Genomic DNA, 18452 nt, shown 5'->3' with positions numbered 1-18452 from the left:
GGACGTTGTTGAATGAAGAGAGTCTATCCGAGGGCCCTTGAGGCCCTTCGATCTGTATCCCGCCATGATTTTGTTTCCGGTTCTGACCTGGTTGCCTCGATAACCGGCCACTCCATTCCCCGCGAAGAAACTGTCAGCCACATTCTCTCCCTGCTCCCGGAAATAGAACCGGATCAGATGGTGATGCACGTGGGCGGTGGCTCAGGCTATTTTGCCGCTGTGCTGTCCGGGCTCGCCCATCGGGTCCTGTACGTGGAGCGGAATGCCGTTGTCGCCGAGGCTGCCAGAGAGCGGTTTGTCCGTCTGGGTATGCACAATGTGGATGTCGTTGTTGCCCGTGCGGAAGAGGCGCCCGAGCCTGATCCACTCTGTGATCTCGTTTTGTGTACCTCGTTTGTCAGGGACCAGACTGCCCTGGCGCACCTGGTTCGTGAGGGGGGGCGCCTGGTGTGTCTTGAAGGGCGAGCGGGACCCGTCCCGAGCCTGGCCATGTTCGAAAAACAGGGTGCCAAGCTCAAGCGTGTGCGCACCCTGGGCTGGGTCGACTTCAACCGTAACGTCGAGCAGATCCTCATTGATCAGGGTGTCGTGGACGAAGCGGTCCTGGCCGAGGCAAAGGCGGAGGCATTGAAGCAGAATTGCCGGCTGCTGGACGTGCTCCGCCGGAAACTGAATCTTGAAGAGATTGATCTCTACCGTTCTCTTGCCCGTCAGCGGGGCATGACCTTCACCGATGCGGACGAGCTTCTGCCGGATCTCCATCCGGCGCTTTTCCGGCGATTTTCCCGAACGTTTCTGGATCTCTCACGACTGATACCCATCGCCGAGGAAGATGGTCGGATCACGGTTGTGACCGACGATCCCGATGCGCGCATTGATCAGCTCGAGCGGTTGAGTCCTAACCAGGTGGTTGACTGCCTGCTGGTTACACCGACGGACTTTCGTCGGCTCTGGTCAGCTCTTGATCTGACTGCCAAAGGGCGCCGCTTTGCAGCGGATCAGGAACCAACCCCGAACCAGGCGGCGGACCCGACTGGCAGCAAGGATCAGCTTCTGGGCAAGGATCCGAAAAACAAGCACGTCAGCCCCTATCTGGTGTCTGTCTACGAAGCCATTCTGATGGACGCTGTAAGTGAAAAAGCCAGCGACATCCATATAGAACAGTACGGTGACCGGATTCGCATTCGCCTTTGGGTGGATGGCGATCTCCATGATCTGCCCCAGTACCAGCTGTCGGCCCGGGAGATGAAAGGGGTGATTAACGTCATCAAGCTGCGGGCAGAGCTGAACATCGCCGAGCACCGGCTGCCCCAGGGTGGGCGGTCCCGGCTGCAGCTCGGCGATATGGCCTACGATCTGCGGATACAGACCCAGCCTTCGCTCCATGGCGAACATGCCGTTATACGTCTGCTGCCGCAGACCGGCCGCGCCATGACCATTGCCGAACTTGGCATGTCATCCATGATCGGTGCCAGTTATCAGCGCTTGCTGGATAACCCGGCGGGACTGGTGCTGGTGGTCGGTCCGACCGGGTCAGGCAAGTCCACCACGCTGTATGCGGGGCTGCAGACCCTTGCCGATGACGGCCGCCGGAAAGTTATCACGGTGGAAGACCCCATCGAGTACTCCATCGACAACATTCAACAAACCCGGGTCAGATCAGAAATTGGCTTTGGTTTCGCCGATGCCATGAGGGCGTTTGTCCGGGAAGATCCGGATGTCATTCTGGTGGGCGAGATCCGTGACCAGGAAACCGCTCTGGAGGCGATACGGGCCTCCCAGACCGGCCACGTGGTTCTGTCCACGCTGCACTGCAACGACGCGGTGGATTCACTGCAGCGCTTGTATGATCTGGGTATCCACCCGAATTCCATTGCCGGTGAGCTGCTGGCTGTCATCGCCCAGCGGCTGGCCAAGCGCATCTGCAAGCATTGTTGCCAGCCTGCAGAGCCGGACCCGGTGATTCTGTCCGAGGTGTTTCCCGACGGCCCGCCCGCGGATTTCCGGTGTTTTCAGGGCGCCGGTTGTGACAAATGCAACGGCCGCGGCACCCAGGGTCGAGTGGCAATTGTCGAGTACATGGAAGTCGATTCGGACATCCGGAACGCCATTTCCAGCCAACCGCCCATCGGGGAGCTGCGCTGGCGAGCTCTTGATGCCGGCCTGGTGACCATGCGGGACAGCGCCCTGGACCATGTGATTGAAGGCATTATTCCGCTTTCCGAACTGCCGCGGATTCTCCCGAGGGAGCGCATGGCACCGGAAGTTCGGGGCGGCCGCAGGAGTCAGGAATGAGCAACAAGCAATCTGTTAACAAGGCGGCCCAGCGGGAGCCCGTGGAGGTAGTCTACGCCGCGGAGCTGGACAAGCTCAGGAGTATGGATCATGGCCCGGTGCCACCAGGCTGGCAGATGTCGCCGCGGGCGGTGGAAAAGTTCGTCATGGGGGATGAGAAACTCGGCATTGAGCGGAAGTTCGTTGCCGACCGGGCCATGGTGGTCCGGATCATCATTTCCCTGTGCACCAGCCGCGGCTGCCTTCTGGTCGGCGAGCCGGGTACCGCCAAATCCTGGTTGTCGGAGTTGCTGGCCGCCGCCATTTCGGGAAGCTCCACGTTAACCTTGCAGGGTGGGGCGGTGAGCAGCGTCGGGCAACTGCTGTATAGCTGGAACGAAGCGGTACTGCATACCGAGGGCCCCTGCCTGAAGGCGTTGGTACCCAGCCCCTTGCTGCGGGGCATGATGGAAGGGCAAATGGTCCGGTTTGAAGAGATCGCCCGCTGCCCACAGGCGCTGCAGGATGCGCTGCTCTCTGTGCTGTCCGACAGGGTGGTGGTGATTCCCGAGCTGGCGGGCGAGGACGGTGTGGTGCTCGCGCGGGAAGGTTTTAACGTTATCGCCACGTCCAACAGTATCGACGAGGGTGTGCACCGGATGAGCGCTGCCCTGAAGCGGCGAATGGACTTCGAGGAAATCCGGCCTATCCGTCATCTGGCCGACGAGATGGATGTTGTGCTCCGGGAGGTCCGCAGGGCCAACAGTCGGGCTGGCATCGAGGTGGCGCTGGAAGAATCGGTGGTCGAGATTCTGGTGACCATGTTCCACGAGCTGCGCAATGGCCAGACCCTGGACGGACGCAGCACCGATCGCCTCGCCGGTTCGGCTCTTTCCACCGCGGAAGCCGTGTCGGTCGCTCACGCGGCCAGCCTCAACGCCTGGTATTACGGTGGCGGAAGCATCACGGTTGAGCAGCTGATGCACCACATCATCGGCTCGGCCCTGAAGGACCAGCCGGAGGATCGGCGCCGGCTGCGTCATTACTTTGAAACCACGGTGGCGCCAAGGCGTGGCGACAACTGGCAGCAGGCCTGGGCGCTGCGCTCACTGATTCACTGAATCATCCGACTCGCCGGGTCTGCGATCGTCTGGGGTTAGCCCGCGAATGTGGAAGGCAAACGCCAGGATTTCCGCAATCACCCGGTACAGCGACTCGGGAATTTCTTCGTTCAGTGACAGGCGCGCCAGAATGCTGGCCAGCTCCGCATTTTCATAAAGGGGAACATTGTGCTCCCGGGCGATGCGGATGATCTCTTCCGCCAGCTCATGGGTGCCGGTGGCGCTGATGGTTGGCGCTTTCTCGCCATCGTACTTGAGCGCAACGGCGGCTCTGCTGTGATGCTCTGTCTCTGAGGTCATGCCCGGGTATCCACCAGTCTGTGTTCGAGTCGGGTGACGCTGCTTTGCGGCGTGCCGCGGCGGCAATCCAGGTCTGTCACTTCCAGGCCCAGATCGGTTAGGCTCTGTCGCAACGCGGGAAGCTCCTGGTTCACCTGACGCAGGGTTGTCTGTTTTTCTGCCCAGACCCGGGCGCTCACTGCCTGTTGGCGAAGGGCAACATCGAAATGCAGGGAGCCAGCCTCATCCAGGTCCATGGTCAGTGAAAGCCGCCACTCGGCTGTGGTGGTTTTCGCGGATCGGGTTTCCGATTCCCGGTCTTCGGGATATTGTTCGATCCGGACCTGCGCCAGCCTCGGTTCATTCTGTGGCGTCAGCCATGGCAGATCGAGTACGAGGGTAGAGGCAGGTGCGGGCCCTGCTGCATCGCCGCCACCGCGGGCAGTAAGTACCTGGCTGTGCAACTGGTTGACGGTGATCCGGTTGAGCATTCCGGCCAGCAGGCGGAGCATCTGCCCGACGCTGGGCGCTTCGCCACTGCCGGGGGCCTGGGGTGTGGCCAGCGGTTGGGGAAATTGCAGCGGCGCCTGCATCAGCTCCGGCGTCGAGATAGGTGTCAGCCGGTTGAAGTGTTCTGGTGTACTGCCCTGTTGGGCAAGCAAGGCGGTGATCACTCTACCCAGCGCCAGCTTGAGATCGGGCAACTGGGCAGAGGGTGCCTGGGCCAGTCGCGACTCGGCGAACAGGCCACTTTCTGAAAGCCATTGCCGGACCTGTTGCGATGTCGTGTCCTGGCTGCCAGAACCGGGAGTCAGACTGTTCCCCGAAGGCAGCCTCGCCATCATTTGTTCAATAGCCTGTCTGGCGGCCTCCGGCAGAGGTTGGGGGCCTCGCGATGAGGGCAGTTGGCCCGGTAGCGGGTCTTGCCGGAGGCCTTGTGTGAGAGTGCCCAGCAGCCTTGCCAGTCCACCATCCAGGGTTTGCTGCCAGGGCAGTCGCTGGGCCAGCGCTCGGGCGATACCGGCTTCGGGTGCGGGTGCCAGTTTGCCCATCAGCTGCAGCTCATTGCCGGCCCGCATCACTTTTACCCAGTCACCGGTTGCCAGTTCAGTCTTGCCGACGGCCGCCTGAACCAGAAGAGACTTGCCGCGAATGTCCAGTAACAGGTCCGCGCTGTTACCGCCCTGACGGTTGATGATCTCGGCCACCCGGGCCAGGGTGGTTTCCCGGTTCGTCAGCTGCAGCTGATCGAGCAGTTGCCGCGCTGATGCGGCCGCGGGCTCCCGGGCCGCTTCGGTTGAGACTGAAGGCCGGGACGTCTGTGTTGCAGGCTGGGCTGGAGGTGTCGGGGGCTGTTGTCCGTTGGGTAGTTTCATCGTCACTGATTTGATGTTGGACAAGAGTAATCCGCCGGCGCTTTTGTTATAATACTCCGCGCCGGCAGGTCATGCGCGAACAATGTTCATGGTCGCCGCTGTCACGAATGCACCCGATGCCGTCTTCACGCGCATCGTCCTGGTTACGGGGTCCTGATGTCTGAGCCGTTATTACAGGCTGTCGATCTGCAGTGCGAGCGGGATGAACGGATCCTGTTCCGTGACCTGTCGTTCTCCATACTGCCCGGTACGGTCGCCCGTGTCGAGGGGCCGAACGGCTCCGGCAAGACCACGCTGCTGCGAATGCTGGCCGGCCTGAACGACGCCTGGTCCGGCAATCTGCTCTGGTGCGGCAAGTCCAGGTCTGCCCAGCGGGAAGAATTCCTCCGCAATACCCTGTATCTTGGCCACCGGCCTGGCATAAAGCCGTTGCTGACACCGATGGAGAATCTCCGGGCACTGACGGCCGGGCGGCGGCCGCTGCCAGATCCCGTTCTGCGTCAGGCGCTTGATGGCACCGGATTGACCGGGTTCCAGGATGTGCCCTGTCGCAATCTTTCGGCGGGGCAGCAAAGACGGGTTGCCCTGGCGCGCCTGTTGATTGCCGACGAGCCGCTCTGGCTGCTGGATGAAGTTTTTACCGCCATTGATGCCAGCGGTGTCAGCGCCATTGAACAGCTGCTTCAACAACGGGCTGCCGAGGGAGGTGCGGTGGTAGTGACGACCCATCACGATCTCAGATTGCCCGGTATGCAACGCATTGTGTTGGGCGGAGGGTCGACCGATGAATGCTGATTGCAGGCCGGCACTGACTTTGCGGCAAGACACCGTCGGTGCGCTGGCGGCAATGCAGACCGTGTTTGCCCGGGATATGAAGGTGGCCTTCCGGCAGCGCCAGGATCTGCTCAATCCGCTGTTGTTTTTTGTCATGGTCGTAACCCTTTTTCCCCTGGGGGTTAGCCCGGAAGTGTCATTTCTGCGGGAGGCCGGGGCCGGTATCCTGTGGGTAGCGGCGTTGCTATCGGTGTTGTTGTCGCTGGACCACCTGTTTCGCCATGATTTTGACGACGGCACGCTCGAGCAACTTGTGCTTCAGCCCCAGCCCCTGTTTCTACTGGTACTGGCGAAAACAGCGGCGCACTGGGTGTTAACAGGCTTGCCGCTGGTGGTGCTAACGCCGGTTTTGGGCGTAATGGTCCATCTTGACGGGAACTCCATCGGAGTTTTGTGTCTAACGCTGCTGATCGGTACACCGGTGCTGAGTCTGATCGGGTCAATCGGCGCGGCGCTGACGCTTGGATTACGGTCGGCAGGGGTGCTCTTGTCTCTGTTGATCATTCCGCTGTACATTCCCGTCCTGATTTTCGGAACAGGTACGGTGGCTTCGGCCGCAGAGGGCGCTCCCGTGGGAGCCTATCTGGCCCTGATGGGCGCGTTTCTGGTGCTGGCACTGACCCTGGCACCCTTTGCATCGGCAGCGGCGCTGCGTATCAGCCTGTTCAACGGGTAAAACAAGGTAACGGTAGGACGGTAACCATCTGATGTGGCAATTTTTTCACAAGCTGGGTTCTCCCAAATGGTTCTTCGGGATTGCAGCCCGGCTGATGCCCTGGCTACTGGCAGGTGGCATCCTGCTGTTGATGGCAGGCATTGTCTGGGGGCTGGCCTATGCTCCCAAGGATTACCTGCAAGGCAACAGCTACCGCATTATTTTCATCCACGTCCCTACGGCCTTTCTCGCCCAGTCGGTCTACGTGATGATGGCGGTGGCGGCTGTCGTCACTCTGGTCTGGCGCATGAAGCTGGCGGATGTATTCGTCAAGTCGGTCGCACCGGTGGGGCTGGTACTGACCTTTCTTTCCCTGTTTACCGGAGCGGTCTGGGGTAAGCCCACCTGGGGTACCTGGTGGGTCTGGGATGCCCGGCTGACCTCGATGCTGATTCTTCTGTTCCTGTACGGTGGTGTCATTGCCCTGGACAGGGCAATCAACGACGAAAAATCCGCGGCGCGGGCTGTATCGGTGCTGGTTCTGGTCGGGGTGGTGAATATACCGATTATCCAGTACTCCGTTGAATGGTGGAATACGTTACATCAGCCGTCGACGTTCAAACTGACTGAAAAGCCGTCCATGCCGGCGGAAATGTGGGTACCGCTGCTCCTTTCGGTACTCGGGCTGTACCTGCTGTTCGGCTGGCTGGCCTGTTTGCGTATGCAGACCGAGATTCTTCTGCGCGAGCAGAGAACGCGCTGGGTTAAAGATTATGTGTTGGCCGGGAGGGGCTGAAGCATGGCATTTGAATCCTTTTCGGCATTTATGGTGATGGAAGGTCACGGGCCCTATGTCTGGGCCTGTTACGCCGTATTTTTCCTGCTGATGATCGGCCTTATGGTATGGTCTCTGCGTCGCCGCAACGCCGCTATTGAGGCCTGCCGTCGCGGTTATGAGTTTCAGGCAGGCCGGCAGGACCCGCAGGCTGCGTCAGCTTCGGCAGCGTCCTTCACCCGCGTCAAGGTTTCCCAAGACTGAAAGGCAGATATCTGATGCATCCAATCCGAAAAAAGCGACTGACTATTGTCCTGTTCCTGCTGGTGGGGCTGGCCATCGCTGTGGGTCTGACCACCTATGCGCTGCGACAGAACATCAATCTGTTCTACGACCCCACCCAGATTTCCGCCGGCGAAGCGCCGGTGGATGTCAGAATCCGGGCCGGTGGTATGGTCGAGGAGGGCTCGGTTCTGCGTGATCCGGACAGCCTGATGGTTGAGTTCAAGGTGACCGACTTCAACGCGTCTGTGCCGGTTCAGTACACCGGTATCCTTCCGGATCTGTTTGCCGAGGGGCAGGGTGTGGTTGCCATGGGCAGGCTGAATGAAAGTGGCCGCTTTGTGGCCGATCAAGTGCTGGCCAAGCACGATGAAAACTATATGCCGCCGGAAGTCGCGGATGCGCTGGAGAAGGCCTCGAAGGGTCGGCATGCAGCCAGTGGCAGTGCGGAAACCGTGTCCTACTAACCGATTTATCTAACAGCCTGGTTTCTGGAGGCCTTTAATGTATCCCGAACTCGGACAGCTTGCACTGATTCTCGCACTGTTGTTGGCAGTGCTTCTATCTGTAGTCCCTTTGGCCGGTTCTTTGACCGGCAGAAACAATCTTCAGGCGTTCGCCAGGCCGCTGGCGTCCGGCGTGTTTGTCTTCGTGGGGCTTGCTTTTGCCGTCTTGACCCATGCCTTCGTGACTGACGACTTTTCGGTGGCCTATGTGGCCAATAACAGTAACAGCCTGTTGCCCTGGTATTACAAGTTCAGCGCTGTTTGGGGCGGTCACGAGGGCTCGCTGCTACTCTGGATACTGATGCTGGCGGGCTGGACGTTGGCGGTCGCTATTTTCAGCCGTCGCCTGCCGGCGGTGATGATCTCCCAGGTGCTCTCGGTGCTGGGCATGGTCTGCGTCGGCTTCCTACTGTTTATCGTGATTACCTCCAATCCGTTCGACCGTTTGTTGCCCAATGTGCCCGCCGATGGCGCAGATCTGAACCCCTTGCTCCAGGATTTCGGGCTGATCGTGCATCCGCCGATGCTCTACATGGGCTATGTCGGCTTTGCCGTTGCTTTCGCTTTTGCCATTGCTGCGCTGATCAATGGCCGCCTCGATGCCGCCTGGGCCCGTTGGTCGCGCCCCTGGACCACGGTTGCCTGGGCCTTTCTCTCTCTGGGTATCGCCCTCGGGAGCTGGTGGGCCTACTACGAGCTGGGCTGGGGCGGCTGGTGGTTCTGGGATCCGGTCGAAAATGCATCGTTGCTGCCCTGGTTGTCGGGGACTGCACTCATGCACTCGCTGGCCGTTACCGAGAAGCGCGGCGTGTTCAAGAGCTGGACCGTACTGCTTGCCATTGTCACCTTTTCACTAAGTCTGCTGGGCGCTTTCCTGGTCCGTTCCGGCGTGCTCACCTCTGTGCATTCTTTTGCGGCGGACCCGGAGCGGGGCACCTTCCTGCTGGGCCTGCTGGCAGTAACGGTGATCGCAAGCCTGGCGCTCTATGCGTTCCGGGCGCCGGTGGTTCACGTCCGGTCGCGCTACGGCTCGTTTTCCCGAGAGGTTTTCCTGCTTCTTAACAACGTACTGTTGGTTTCCGCCACGATTCTGGTGGCGGTCGGCACACTGTATCCGCTGGTTCTTGATTATCTGGAACTGGGCAAACTGTCGATCGGTGAACCGTTCTTCAATCTGACGTTCAGCCCACTGGCCGTCGCAACGGGCCTGTTGCTGGGCGCTGGTATCTTCTCCCGCTGGAAGAAAACCGATGGTGGCTGGCTGGCGCGCAAACTGCTGTGGCCCTTGGCAATCAGCATCGTTGCCACCACGGCGGTCCTGATCGGCTATGGTGGGTTCAAGCCCTGGGCTTTCCTCGGCGTGTTTTCTGCCATGTGGGTAACCGTTGCTACTTTCTGGGATCTCTGGGAAAAATCATCGTCCCGAAAAGGCCGTCTGCACGGCCTCAAGCGGCAGTCCCGCAGCTATTACGGCATGGTGCTCGGGCATCTGGGCCTGGCCATTACCATGGCGGGGGCTACGGTGGTTTCCAACTACGGCATTGAGCGTGATGTTCGCATGGTGCCGGGCGATGTCGCGACCGTCGGCGATTATCATTTTGTATTCAGGGATATCGGCGCGCGCCAGGGCGCTAACTTTACGGCTCAATATGGCACCTTCGATGTCATGTTGGATGGCGAGCGTGTTTCCGTGCTTCATCCCGAGAAGCGCCAATACTCCGTGGGGATGAGCGTCATGACCGAGGCCGATATCGACGCCGGTCTGTTCCGGGACATCTACGTGGCCACTGGTGAGCGCATCACCGACGAGGCTTGGGCCATCCGGCTGCAATACAAGCCGCTTGTTCGCTGGCTCTGGCTGGGCTCGCTGTTTATGGCAGCCGGCGGCTTCCTGGCTATCGCTGATCGCCGCTACCGCATCCGGGAGGGAGCTGACACGAAGGTGCAGACCGATACTGTCGCGCCTGAGCCAGGTTCTGCGACGTCCGCTGGAGTTACCTCATGAAGCGGTTCCTGCTCTTTCTGCCACTGCTGATTGCCCTTGTTGTTGGTGTCGTGCTGTTCGCGGGTATCGGCAAGGATCCGACCAAACTGGAATCGGCTCTGGTTGGCAAACCGGTGCCAGAGTTCAGTCTGAAAGATTTGCACAACGCTGATGTCGTGCTCGATCAGAGCCTGTTTCGTGGCCAGGTCACTCTGCTGAATGTCTGGGGCACTTGGTGCCCCGCCTGCAAGGACGAGCACGACGACCTGATGTGGCTGGCCGAAGAGAAAGGCGTCAACATCATTGGTCTCAACTACAAGGACAACCGCGAGGATGCGCTGTTGTGGCTTGACCGTTTGGGCGACCCTTACCGGAAAATCATCTATGACCCCCGGGGCACACTCGGGTTTGATCTGGGGGTATACGGCGCGCCGGAAACCTTCGTGATTGATGCCGAAGGCGTGGTTCGCTATCGCCATGTGGGTGTGGTCAATAAGGCGGTCTGGGAACAAACGCTGCTGCCTGTGTTCAATGACGCTCAGGGGAATGGCTGATGGTCCGGATCGTTTATTTGATGTTGGTGCTTCTGCTTTCCGGTGCCGCTGCAGCCGAGGTGGCCGACGTATACGATTTTTCGGATCGGGCTCAGGAGCAGCGTTACCAAAACCTGATCGCGGAATTACGCTGCCCGAAATGCCAGAACCAGAACATCGCCGATTCCAACGCGCCTATCTCCAAGGATATGCGCGATGCGGTCTACCGGATGATGAAAGACGGCGCCAGCAACGAGGAGATCGTTGAGTCCTTGGTAGGCCGATTCGGTGAGTTTGTCCGCTACAAGCCGGAATTCGATAGCCGGACCTTTTTACTCTGGGCGACCCCGGCCATTACTGTGCTGGGTGGGCTTCTCGTGGTGGCCGGTGTGGTCATCCGCTCCCGGCGGGCCGGGCCGGAAAGCCCAGCGCTGAGTGCCGAAGAAAAAGCCCGGGTCGACAAAATGCTGGCAGACCGGGACAGATGGTCCTGACGCTGGCTTTACCCGGAATGCCCTGGTCGCCACCTCATTCTTAATTCTGAACCTGTGATTGAAACTCCATGACTGACACTTTCTGGATTGCTGCAACGGTACTGATCATTCTTGCCCTTATGTTTGTGATGTACCCGGTCTTTTTCCATCAGTTGGGTGCGAGAAAACAGACGGATCTGAAAAACCAGAACCTGATGGCCTACCGCTCCCGGATGAAGGAACTCGATAGCGAATACGAGGCCGGTATTCTGGATGACGAGAATTACCGCCAGCTCAAGGGAGAGCTCGCCGGCAGCATGCTGGACGATGTGCCGGAACAGGAACAGGAACAGGAACAGGCGCGGCCTGTAATCCGTGGCCGAAAAAGTGCCATGGCAGTGGCGCTGGTGGCGATTCTTCTGATCCCGGCGGCTACCGTTTACCTATATGAGCGTTGGGGGGCGATGGACCGGGTTGAGCAGTTCATCACCATGGAGGAGATGGGCGCCACCGACGGATTCAGACAGGCCCAGATGATTGAACTGTCAGGACAGCTCCGGGAACGGCTGGAAGCCAGCCCGGATAATCCGGATGGCTGGGCAATGCTGGGGCGCACCTACATGCGACTGGAGCGCTATGATGATGCGGCCTGGGCGTTCAGGCAACTGGCCAACAATGTCAGTGACGATGAGCGGGCAGAAGCCGTCGCTTATGGTCTTTCTGCCCAGGCGCTGTTCTTCGGTAGCCAGGGTGCCATGACGGAAGAGGTCACCGCGGCCATTGAACAGGCTCGTGACCTGAACCCGGATGAAGTCAATGCCCTGGGATTGCTGGGTATCAATGCCTTCAGCCAGGAGAATTACCGGGAAGCCATCGAGTTCTGGGAGCGAATACAAACCGTTGCACCGGACCACCCGCAGATCGCGTCCATACAGGAAGGGATTCGTGAAGCCTACACCCGTCTGGGTGAGGAACCGCCGGCGCGGGTGGCCGAACCTGAAGCATCCGGTGTCGGGGTTACTGTTCGAGTGACGCTCGCCGAGGACTTGCAGGACCAGGTGCCGGCGGATACCACGCTGTTTCTTTTTGCGCGTCAGGCCAATGTCCGGCAGGGGCCTCCGCTGGCCGTTGCGCGGCTGACAGCAGACCAGTTGCCGGTGGAAATTCGCCTGGACGACCGGTATGCGATGTCACCCCAGGCCACCATTTCCAGTGTTGACCAGGTCGTCGTGACGGCCCGTCTCAGTCGTTCCGGCAGTGTCAACGCACAGGCGGGTGACTGGCAGGGCAGCACCGACACGCCCGTGGCGGTAAACGAAAGCCAGGACGCGCCGGTAGCGGTTGTGATCGATCAGCAACTGATCGATTAATCTTCAGGACAGGCCTTTTGGGTAGAGCGGAGGCAGGTCCGCGCTGGTTTGCGACCGCCTGTGCTTCCGGAGCTGCTCAAGAGCCCTTGCCAATGGCCGACCATCCCAGGTGTCGTTCTCGTGGCCGGGCGCAAAGAGCCTGGCCTGGAGCTGTCTGAGTTCCGTTGCCAGTGTCTCGTCGCCAAAATGATCGACAACGTCGGCCGCCGAACGGAAGCCGTGGCCGGGGGCGTGCAGGTTTGCCCATTCCACCAGAAGTTCCGGTGTTACTGCTCTGCCATCCCTCACGGCCTTGATCAGACGGTCGAAGGCAGCATCTTCATGCCTGTCGTCGGTCGAGATCGGCGTGACTGTCTGGCTTTTGCGTGACCACCACCATGCCAACAGGGTGCCGGCCCAGAGAAGCCCCAACACCAGGCTGAGCCACTGCCAGAGCCCGGTTTCGGCCGAGGCGGTTTCAACCGATGCTTCAGTGGCGGCAACGTCCGGTTCCGGGGCCGACTCTACATCAGCGTCTTGCGGCGGTTCGCCGGCGGCAACGGCATTCGGGTCTTTTACGGTCAGTGTTTTCTCCGGTATCACGGCAACACGTTCGCGGTCCGCTTCCGTGTCCCACCAGTGAATGCGAATGGCAGGCAGGGTCATCTGCCCAGCCTCAACAGGCACCAGAGCTACGGACTGGTTCAGTGAGGATGTGAGGCCAGCGGGTGTGGTTTCGGTCTGACGTTCCGGCTCTTCGGGATAACTTCTCAACCCGTCTGGTACGGCATCAGGCAAGGGCGGCAGGGCCTCCGCGGGCAGTCCCGCTGCCGTCAGCCGGATTTCGCGGGTAATGTTTTCGCCGGTGGCGACTTCCAGAGACGGCGGAAGCCCGGACTCTTCAAGCGCTACGCCGGTTGCCGGTAACCACGTTTTACCACTGAATTGTGGTGGTACATCCTTGACCGGCACCTCAAACAGCTCCTCGCTGTCCCGCAGAAAACGGAGGCTACCGGAAGCGTCTCTTGCCTGGCCCTCGAAACGCACTGGAGGAAGGTTGAGGGTCCCCGCTCGCTGGGGGAATAGCGCATACCGGCGTTCCACAACACGGTATCTCACACCGTTGCGATAGCGGGAGAATTCCTGCTGCCGGCCCAGGGATTCAATGATGACATGGGGATGGGTCGGCTCGGACAGCTCTCCACGAATAAGGTTGCCCCGGAAGAAAAGCCGAACGGTCAGAATCAACTGCTCCTGCACATACACTTCATCTTTGTCGGCAGACAGCTCGATAAAGCTGTCGCGGCCGGGTGCGGCCTGATCCGGGGGTGAGCCATCCACCACTTCCACCGTTACCGGCTCTGACACTGCCCCTTTAAAAGTGAGCGCCGGGATGGTCAGCTTGCCGGTGGTTTTGGGTGCGAGCTGGTAGGTCCAGGTAATCTCGCCCACCATCTGGTTGTTCACGGTGCGGATACTGTATTGCTGGTTCTGGGCCAGAATCTCGAAATCCGGTTCCACTTTCTCGATATCCGGCTTGGGCAGGTTGGACATGTCGAAGTCAAACAGGTTGCCCAGGTTGATATCGATCTCCATGCTGCCCTTCACGGTCAGTGTGAGGACCTCACCCTCGTAAAGGCGGGTCCGGTCGGGCTCGACCGTCAGTTGCTGTGACTGTGTCTGTGCCTGGGCCGGCAGCCAGATTACTGTTAAGAGTGCCGTCAGCAGAAAAAGACAGACGGCGGGTGTAATCAGCCGTTTTACCATGGTGTATCGCCCTCATCGGATGGAGTCTGGCGTTGTTCATACTGCTGCAGGAACTTGCGCTGTAATAATCCGCCCGGATTGTCAGGGACGCGCCTGAGCCACTGCTCCTGGCTCTGGGTCAGCGGCGTTTCAGAGATAGGGGCGGGTGCCGGGGACTGGCCGGACGGGGTTTCCTGCTCCCCGGAAGCCTGCTCGGGATCTCCGCGCTCGCCCGCCTGCTGTTGATTCTGTTCAGCCGTCTGGCCGCCTTGCTGATTCTCCGTGTCGGAAGAAGACTCGTTGTTTTCCGGGTTCTGCTGCTGACTGTTCCCCTGACTGCCGGGATTCTCGCTTTCACTGTTTCCGTTCTGGTCCTGACGGTTTTGTTGCTGATTACTGCCGTCGCCCTGGGAGTCCCGGGAATCCTGTTGGTTGTTATCCTGATTGCCGTTCTGGTTCTGCTGTTTTTGATTCAGAAGTTCCTCGACAATTCTCCGGTTGTGAAGGGCGTCTTCCATGTCGGGCGCTGCGTTCAGCGCCGCATCATAGGCAGCCAGGGCCTCTTCCAGTTTTCCGGCACGGGCCAGGGCATTGCCCCGGTTGTAACTGGCACGGGGACCCTGATTGCGCGCAAACGCTTCGGCGGCGCTGTCGAACTTGCCGGAACGATAGAGCGCAGAGCCCCGCCATTCCGGGTCTTCAAGCTGGCGGGCGGCTGATTCCGGGTTGTCCTGAATCAAGGCGGGAGCTCGCTGATCTTCCCTCTGCCAGAGTTCTTCCCAGCTTATGGCGGCTGCCGGCTGCGGCCAGACCGGCAGCAGGATCAAAGCAAGCGCACTGAGAGCCCCCCGGCGCCACCCCACCAAAACCAGCGGCAGCGCGAGCCAGAGCAACCAGTAACCGTCATCCTGCCAGCGATTGACCGTCAGGCCGTCCTCGGAATCCTGCCAGTCGTCACTGTCCCGCGGGCTCAGGTCGAGCGCTTCAATATCGGTGTCGTCCAGGGTCAGCTCATGGCTCTGGCCGCCGCTGCTGCGGGCGAGTGCCGCCAGCGCTTCGGGTTCAGCACGACTGATGACAATGTCGCCGTTCTCCCTTATGAAACCGCGCCGGGCGAGGGGAATGGGGCCTCCGTTCTCGGTGCCGACGACCAGGGTATTGAGCGCGTATCCGGTGCCGGAAAGCGTGTCCCGAATGGTACCTTCGTAGTCGTCATTGATGCTGTCCGTGATTAACAGGATGCGACCTTCGCCCGGTGCGCCTTGTTCCAGCAATGCCTTTGCGCGGGCAACGGCGAGATCGGCCCGGTTGCCTGTCGCCGGCATGATCACCGGGTCCAGCACGTTGAGCATGCCCTCAATCGTACGGCCATCATCGGTCAGCGGTGTCACCACGTGGGCATCGCCGGAAAAGACGAGCAGGCCGGTCAGGCTGCCTTCCCGAAGTTCGAGAATATCCCGGATCTTCCGTTTGGCCCGGGTCAGTCGATCAGGTTCCACGTCCGTTGCCAGCATGGACAGTGAAAGGTCCAGTGCGATCACGAGGCTGTCGCCGGGTTGTTTCAGTGGAGTAGGTGCCTCCCGCCAGGCGGGCCCTGCCAGCGCCAGGGACAGAATGACCAGGGCAGCGGTGGCCGGAGCCAGAGGCGATTTTGCCGCTTTTCCCGAGCTGCCATCATGGCGAATCAGCGGCGATAGCAAGCGGGCCGGAATCAGTCGTGACCAGCCGCTGTCGCCCAGACGCAACTGTCGAAAGGCCAGGTACATGAACGGAACCAGCAGCATCAGCAAGAGCCAGAACGGGCGCAGGAAATGAAAGTCAGCCCACATGCGTATCATCCTCCTTCGCGTTCCGGCGGGAGTCAGCAACAAGCTCCCGGCCATAGCGAACCAGGAACAGGGCCAGCCACAGGAGAATGGCGAGCCCGGCGGGCCAGACATAGAGTTCGGTCACCGGCCGATAGAACTTGCCCTCCAGCTCGATAGGTTCCAATTGATCGATGCTCTCGTAGATGAGTTCCAGCTCCGGCAGGCTCCGTGCCCGGAAATACTCCCCGCCGGTCTGCTGGGCCATGCGGGTTAGCAGGTTTTCGTCCAGATCCCTGGATGGGTTGACCCGGCGCGAACCCAGCAGCCCACGCTGGACCATGGACTCGGCGCCAATACCAATGGTGTACAGGCGAATGCTGGCGGCCGCGGCGATTTCGGTAGCTTTGTCTGGGGTGATTTCGCCCGCAGTATTGGCGCCATCAGTCAGCAGGACCACAACGCGCTGATCCTGGGGCCGGTTTCTCAGGCGTTTCGTTGCCAGGCCCACGGCGTCGCCAATGGCCGTGGCGCGCCCGGCCATGCCAAGGCCCGCCTCACGCATCAGGGTTCTGACCGTCTCCAGATCGAAGGTGAGCGGCGCCTGTACGTAGGGCTCGGTGCCGAACAGGATCAGACCTAACCGGTCACCCTGGCGGCGGGAGATAAAGTCATCAAGCACGCGCTTGACCGCCTGCAATCGATTAATACTCCGGCCCTGAAGGACCATATCCTGTTCATCCATGCTGGGGGAGATGTCGACGACCAGCATGAGATCCCGGCCGGAAACGGGCATCTGGACCTGCTCGCCCACATGCTGCGGCCGTGCCAGAGCAACCACCAGAAGCGTCCACATCAGGAACAGCAACAGTTGCTGCCAGAGCGGTACGGCATTGCCACGACGACTGACACCGGGCAGGTCCGACAGCCAGTGGCCAACCGGCAACACGGGCGCGTCGACCGATTGCGCTCCGGGCTTGCGCCATTTGAGAATCAGGGGCAAGAGCACCAGAACCAGAGCCCAGGGCCAGGCGAGATTCAGCATTTCTGACCTCCCAGCCACAAACGGGCGAACGCCAGGGCGTCGGCCGGCTTGGTTGAAACCTCAGGTCGCCAGGCACTGTGAACCAGCGCTTCGGCGACCGGTCTGGACGCAACCCGGTCCTTCGGGGCGGTCTTTAACAGGAATTCCACCCAGGCATCGCCGGTCAGCGCTTCCGGGTGCTGTTCCGGGTAGCGCTCGCGGGCGGCCTGCTTCAGCAGGGTGTTCAGTTGTGTGAACCACGCGGGGGTCGTGGCTGCTGATCGTTCCAGTCTGGCGAGTTCGGCCCGAGCGGAGCGGAACCACCGGTTTCTTTGTCTCCGCCGGATAAACAGCCAGACCAGGGCAGCAAGCACAGCAATGAGCAAAATGGCCAATACCCACCAACCTGGCGCCGGAGGCCAGAGGCCCCCTGTTTCAGGCAGGTGAATGTCCCGAAGCTGGCTGAGTGGATCCTGCGGGTTCATCCTATGCGGCCTCCGGGTCCCAGCAGCAATTTGAGGGTCGCTGCGGGGTCATTCGCCGTGGACACTTCTGCCATGGTAACGCCGGAGGTACGGAAACACTCTGCCAGCCGGTGTTCATGGTTGGTGACTTTCTCGTGCCAGGCCTTCTGGAACCGGAGGTTTCCGGCATCGAACCACACCGGTCCGTCCGGGCCGGCCACCGCAAAGCGTCCGCTTTTCGGCAACTCTTTTTCCAATGGATCCACGATCCTCAGGGCGCTAACGCCGTTATGGCGGGCGAGCGCGCCGAGCAGGGTGCCCGTCTCCTCTGAGATATCCAGGAAATCGCTGATCACGAAAATCCGGCTACCGGTATGGGCCACCCTGCGAGCCTCGGTCAGTGCCATGTCCAGGCGGCTCTGGCCGGACGGCTCGTTTTGTTCCGGCCCTCGATTATCCCTTCTTTGCAGTTCATCGAGAGTATCCAGCAGTCGCAGCACTGATTTCTTCCGCCGCGCCGGGCGAAGCACTCTCAGGGCCTCGTCGTTAAAGACAATGCCACCTACCTGATCGCCCGACCAGAGTGCCAGCCAGGCCAGAATGGAGGCGATCTGTGCGCAACGAACCTGCTTGAAGGCGCCGGTACTGGCAAAAAACAGGCTTGGGCCGAGATCGCAAAGAAGAAGAACGGGCCGTTCCCGTTCCTCCTCATAAAGCTTGGTATGGGGCTCCTGACGCCGCGCCGTTACCCGCCAGTCGATGCTACGGATGTCGTCCCCGGGCTGGTACAACCGTACCTCGGCAAACGCCATGCCCCGGCCGCGTTGCGGCGAGCGCTGCAAGCCGGCCTGACGCGTCCGAACCGGGCGGGCAGAGGGCAGTTTCAGTGCCCGTGCGTCTGCCTGCAGGCGGATCAGATCCGGTAGGCCGATGTGCGTTATTGCGTCGGTGTTGCCCATGCCTGACGGCTCC

18 protein-coding genes are annotated in these 18452 nt (G+C 60.6%); 11 read left to right on the top strand and 7 right to left on the bottom strand.

Annotated elements, in window-relative coordinates; translation table 11 throughout:
- The first annotated feature begins 12 nt into the window (after positions 1-12).
- Positions 13-2295 (top strand): ATPase, T2SS/T4P/T4SS family, encoded by a 2283-nt coding sequence (locus tag AC13E3_RS21045; protein WP_482902462.1) that lies wholly within the window; start codon positions 13-15, stop codon positions 2293-2295.
- Positions 2292-3395 carry an ATP-binding protein gene (locus AC13E3_RS21040; RefSeq protein ID WP_286802499.1) on the top strand — a complete coding sequence of 368 codons (1104 nt, stop codon included), beginning with the start codon at positions 2292-2294 and terminating at the stop codon, positions 3393-3395. Before AC13E3_RS21045 ends, AC13E3_RS21040 begins: the two co-directional genes overlap by 4 nt.
- Here AC13E3_RS21040 and AC13E3_RS21035 read toward each other — a convergent pair.
- Entirely contained in the window at positions 3381-3695 is a 315-nt protein-coding gene (locus tag AC13E3_RS21035) for an EscU/YscU/HrcU family type III secretion system export apparatus switch protein (protein WP_014577604.1), read from the bottom strand. The two genes, AC13E3_RS21040 and AC13E3_RS21035, sit on opposite strands and share 15 nt — an antisense overlap.
- Positions 3692-5074, bottom strand: a complete 1383-nt coding sequence (gene fliK, locus AC13E3_RS21030) for a flagellar hook-length control protein FliK (protein ID WP_286802496.1) — start codon at positions 5072-5074, stop codon at positions 3692-3694. The genes AC13E3_RS21035 and fliK overlap by 4 nt, the downstream gene beginning before the upstream one ends.
- A gap of 132 nt (positions 5075-5206) precedes the next feature.
- Here fliK and ccmA point away from each other — a divergent pair, with 132 nt between their 5' ends.
- The 9 genes from ccmA (at position 5207) to ccmI (ending at position 12462) form a co-directional block, all read left to right on the top strand.
- Entirely contained in the window at positions 5207-5845 is a 639-nt protein-coding gene (gene ccmA, locus AC13E3_RS21025) for a cytochrome c biogenesis heme-transporting ATPase CcmA (protein ID WP_053112454.1), read from the top strand.
- Positions 5835-6560 carry a heme exporter protein CcmB gene (gene ccmB / locus AC13E3_RS21020; protein ID WP_405420462.1) on the top strand — a complete coding sequence of 242 codons (726 nt, stop codon included), beginning with the start codon at positions 5835-5837 and terminating at the stop codon, positions 6558-6560. The genes ccmA and ccmB overlap by 11 nt, the downstream gene beginning before the upstream one ends.
- A 31-nt stretch (positions 6561-6591) precedes the next feature.
- Complete coding sequence (ccmC, locus tag AC13E3_RS21015) at positions 6592-7335, top strand: heme ABC transporter permease CcmC (RefSeq protein ID WP_008173103.1); 744 nt, start codon at positions 6592-6594, stop codon at positions 7333-7335.
- Positions 7336-7338: 3 nt separating this feature from the next.
- Positions 7339-7578 carry a heme exporter protein CcmD gene (gene ccmD, locus AC13E3_RS21010; protein ID WP_053112452.1) on the top strand — a complete coding sequence of 80 codons (240 nt, stop codon included), beginning with the start codon at positions 7339-7341 and terminating at the stop codon, positions 7576-7578.
- 14 nt (positions 7579-7592) lie between these two features.
- Positions 7593-8063: a cytochrome c maturation protein CcmE gene (gene ccmE, locus AC13E3_RS21005; protein WP_104270017.1), complete on the top strand. Its 471-nt coding sequence runs from the start codon at positions 7593-7595 to the stop codon at positions 8061-8063.
- A 37-nt stretch (positions 8064-8100) separates the two neighbouring features.
- Positions 8101-10107 (top strand): heme lyase CcmF/NrfE family subunit, encoded by a 2007-nt coding sequence (locus AC13E3_RS21000; RefSeq protein WP_008173106.1) that lies wholly within the window; start codon positions 8101-8103, stop codon positions 10105-10107.
- A complete protein-coding gene (locus tag AC13E3_RS20995; protein WP_008173107.1) occupies positions 10104-10640 on the top strand; it encodes a DsbE family thiol:disulfide interchange protein in 537 nt (178 codons plus the stop codon). Before AC13E3_RS21000 ends, AC13E3_RS20995 begins: the two co-directional genes overlap by 4 nt.
- The gene (locus tag AC13E3_RS20990; protein ID WP_008173108.1) at positions 10640-11113 is read left to right on the top strand and encodes a cytochrome c-type biogenesis protein; all 474 of its coding nucleotides are present in this window, start codon (positions 10640-10642) and stop codon (positions 11111-11113) included. The genes AC13E3_RS20995 and AC13E3_RS20990 overlap by 1 nt, the downstream gene beginning before the upstream one ends.
- A gap of 68 nt (positions 11114-11181) precedes the next feature.
- Positions 11182-12462 (top strand): c-type cytochrome biogenesis protein CcmI, encoded by a 1281-nt coding sequence (gene ccmI / locus AC13E3_RS20985; RefSeq protein ID WP_008173109.1) that lies wholly within the window; start codon positions 11182-11184, stop codon positions 12460-12462.
- A 3-nt stretch (positions 12463-12465) separates the two neighbouring features.
- Here the strand turns inward: ccmI and AC13E3_RS20980 are convergent, their stop codons facing one another.
- From AC13E3_RS20980 to AC13E3_RS20960, 5 genes are read right to left on the bottom strand one after another with little or no spacing between them, the layout of a single operon-like run.
- Positions 12466-14208: a BatD family protein gene (locus tag AC13E3_RS20980; protein ID WP_482902461.1), complete on the bottom strand. Its 1743-nt coding sequence runs from the start codon at positions 14206-14208 to the stop codon at positions 12466-12468.
- Positions 14202-16016, bottom strand: coding sequence for a vWA domain-containing protein (locus AC13E3_RS20975; RefSeq protein WP_482902460.1), 1815 nt, complete (start codon positions 16014-16016; stop codon positions 14202-14204). The genes AC13E3_RS20980 and AC13E3_RS20975 overlap by 7 nt, the downstream gene beginning before the upstream one ends.
- On the bottom strand, positions 16006-17037 hold the full coding sequence (locus AC13E3_RS20970; RefSeq protein WP_405420449.1) for a vWA domain-containing protein: 1032 nt from the start codon (positions 17035-17037) through the stop codon (positions 16006-16008). The genes AC13E3_RS20975 and AC13E3_RS20970 overlap by 11 nt, the downstream gene beginning before the upstream one ends.
- Entirely contained in the window at positions 17031-17501 is a 471-nt protein-coding gene (locus AC13E3_RS20965) for a DUF4381 domain-containing protein (RefSeq protein WP_008173120.1), read from the bottom strand. The genes AC13E3_RS20970 and AC13E3_RS20965 overlap by 7 nt, the downstream gene beginning before the upstream one ends.
- The gene (locus tag AC13E3_RS20960; protein WP_008173122.1) at positions 17498-18439 is read right to left on the bottom strand and encodes a DUF58 domain-containing protein; all 942 of its coding nucleotides are present in this window, start codon (positions 18437-18439) and stop codon (positions 17498-17500) included. Before AC13E3_RS20960 ends, AC13E3_RS20965 begins: the two co-directional genes overlap by 4 nt.
- Between the last annotated feature and the right edge of the window lie 13 nt (positions 18440-18452).

Source organism: Marinobacter sp. L-80 (assembly GCF_056859395.1).
The sequence above is the reverse complement of the archived record's forward strand: the minus strand, read 5'-3'. Positions and strand labels throughout refer to the sequence as shown.

What these genes read in the sequence shown, in the direction of transcription:
- AC13E3_RS21045 (WP_482902462.1), top strand. Translation starts at nt 13, where the DNA reads ATGAAGAGAGTCTATCCGAGGGCCCTTGAGGCCCTTCGATCTGTATCC.
- AC13E3_RS21040 (WP_286802499.1), top strand. Translation starts at nt 2,292, where the DNA reads ATGAGCAACAAGCAATCTGTTAACAAGGCGGCCCAGCGGGAGCCCGTG.
- AC13E3_RS21035 (WP_014577604.1), bottom strand. Translation starts at nt 3,695, where the DNA reads ATGACCTCAGAGACAGAGCATCACAGCAGAGCCGCCGTTGCGCTCAAG.
- ccmA (WP_053112454.1), top strand. Translation starts at nt 5,207, where the DNA reads ATGTCTGAGCCGTTATTACAGGCTGTCGATCTGCAGTGCGAGCGGGAT.
- ccmB (WP_405420462.1), top strand. Translation starts at nt 5,835, where the DNA reads ATGAATGCTGATTGCAGGCCGGCACTGACTTTGCGGCAAGACACCGTC.
- ccmC (WP_008173103.1), top strand. Translation starts at nt 6,592, where the DNA reads ATGTGGCAATTTTTTCACAAGCTGGGTTCTCCCAAATGGTTCTTCGGG.
- ccmD (WP_053112452.1), top strand. Translation starts at nt 7,339, where the DNA reads ATGGCATTTGAATCCTTTTCGGCATTTATGGTGATGGAAGGTCACGGG.
- ccmE (WP_104270017.1), top strand. Translation starts at nt 7,593, where the DNA reads ATGCATCCAATCCGAAAAAAGCGACTGACTATTGTCCTGTTCCTGCTG.
- AC13E3_RS21000 (WP_008173106.1), top strand. Translation starts at nt 8,101, where the DNA reads ATGTATCCCGAACTCGGACAGCTTGCACTGATTCTCGCACTGTTGTTG.
- AC13E3_RS20995 (WP_008173107.1), top strand. Translation starts at nt 10,104, where the DNA reads ATGAAGCGGTTCCTGCTCTTTCTGCCACTGCTGATTGCCCTTGTTGTT.
- AC13E3_RS20990 (WP_008173108.1), top strand. Translation starts at nt 10,640, where the DNA reads ATGGTCCGGATCGTTTATTTGATGTTGGTGCTTCTGCTTTCCGGTGCC.
- ccmI (WP_008173109.1), top strand. Translation starts at nt 11,182, where the DNA reads ATGACTGACACTTTCTGGATTGCTGCAACGGTACTGATCATTCTTGCC.
- AC13E3_RS20980 (WP_482902461.1), bottom strand. Translation starts at nt 14,208, where the DNA reads ATGGTAAAACGGCTGATTACACCCGCCGTCTGTCTTTTTCTGCTGACG.
- AC13E3_RS20975 (WP_482902460.1), bottom strand. Translation starts at nt 16,016, where the DNA reads ATGTGGGCTGACTTTCATTTCCTGCGCCCGTTCTGGCTCTTGCTGATG.
- AC13E3_RS20970 (WP_405420449.1), bottom strand. Translation starts at nt 17,037, where the DNA reads ATGCTGAATCTCGCCTGGCCCTGGGCTCTGGTTCTGGTGCTCTTGCCC.
- AC13E3_RS20965 (WP_008173120.1), bottom strand. Translation starts at nt 17,501, where the DNA reads ATGAACCCGCAGGATCCACTCAGCCAGCTTCGGGACATTCACCTGCCT.
- AC13E3_RS20960 (WP_008173122.1), bottom strand. Translation starts at nt 18,439, where the DNA reads ATGGGCAACACCGACGCAATAACGCACATCGGCCTACCGGATCTGATC.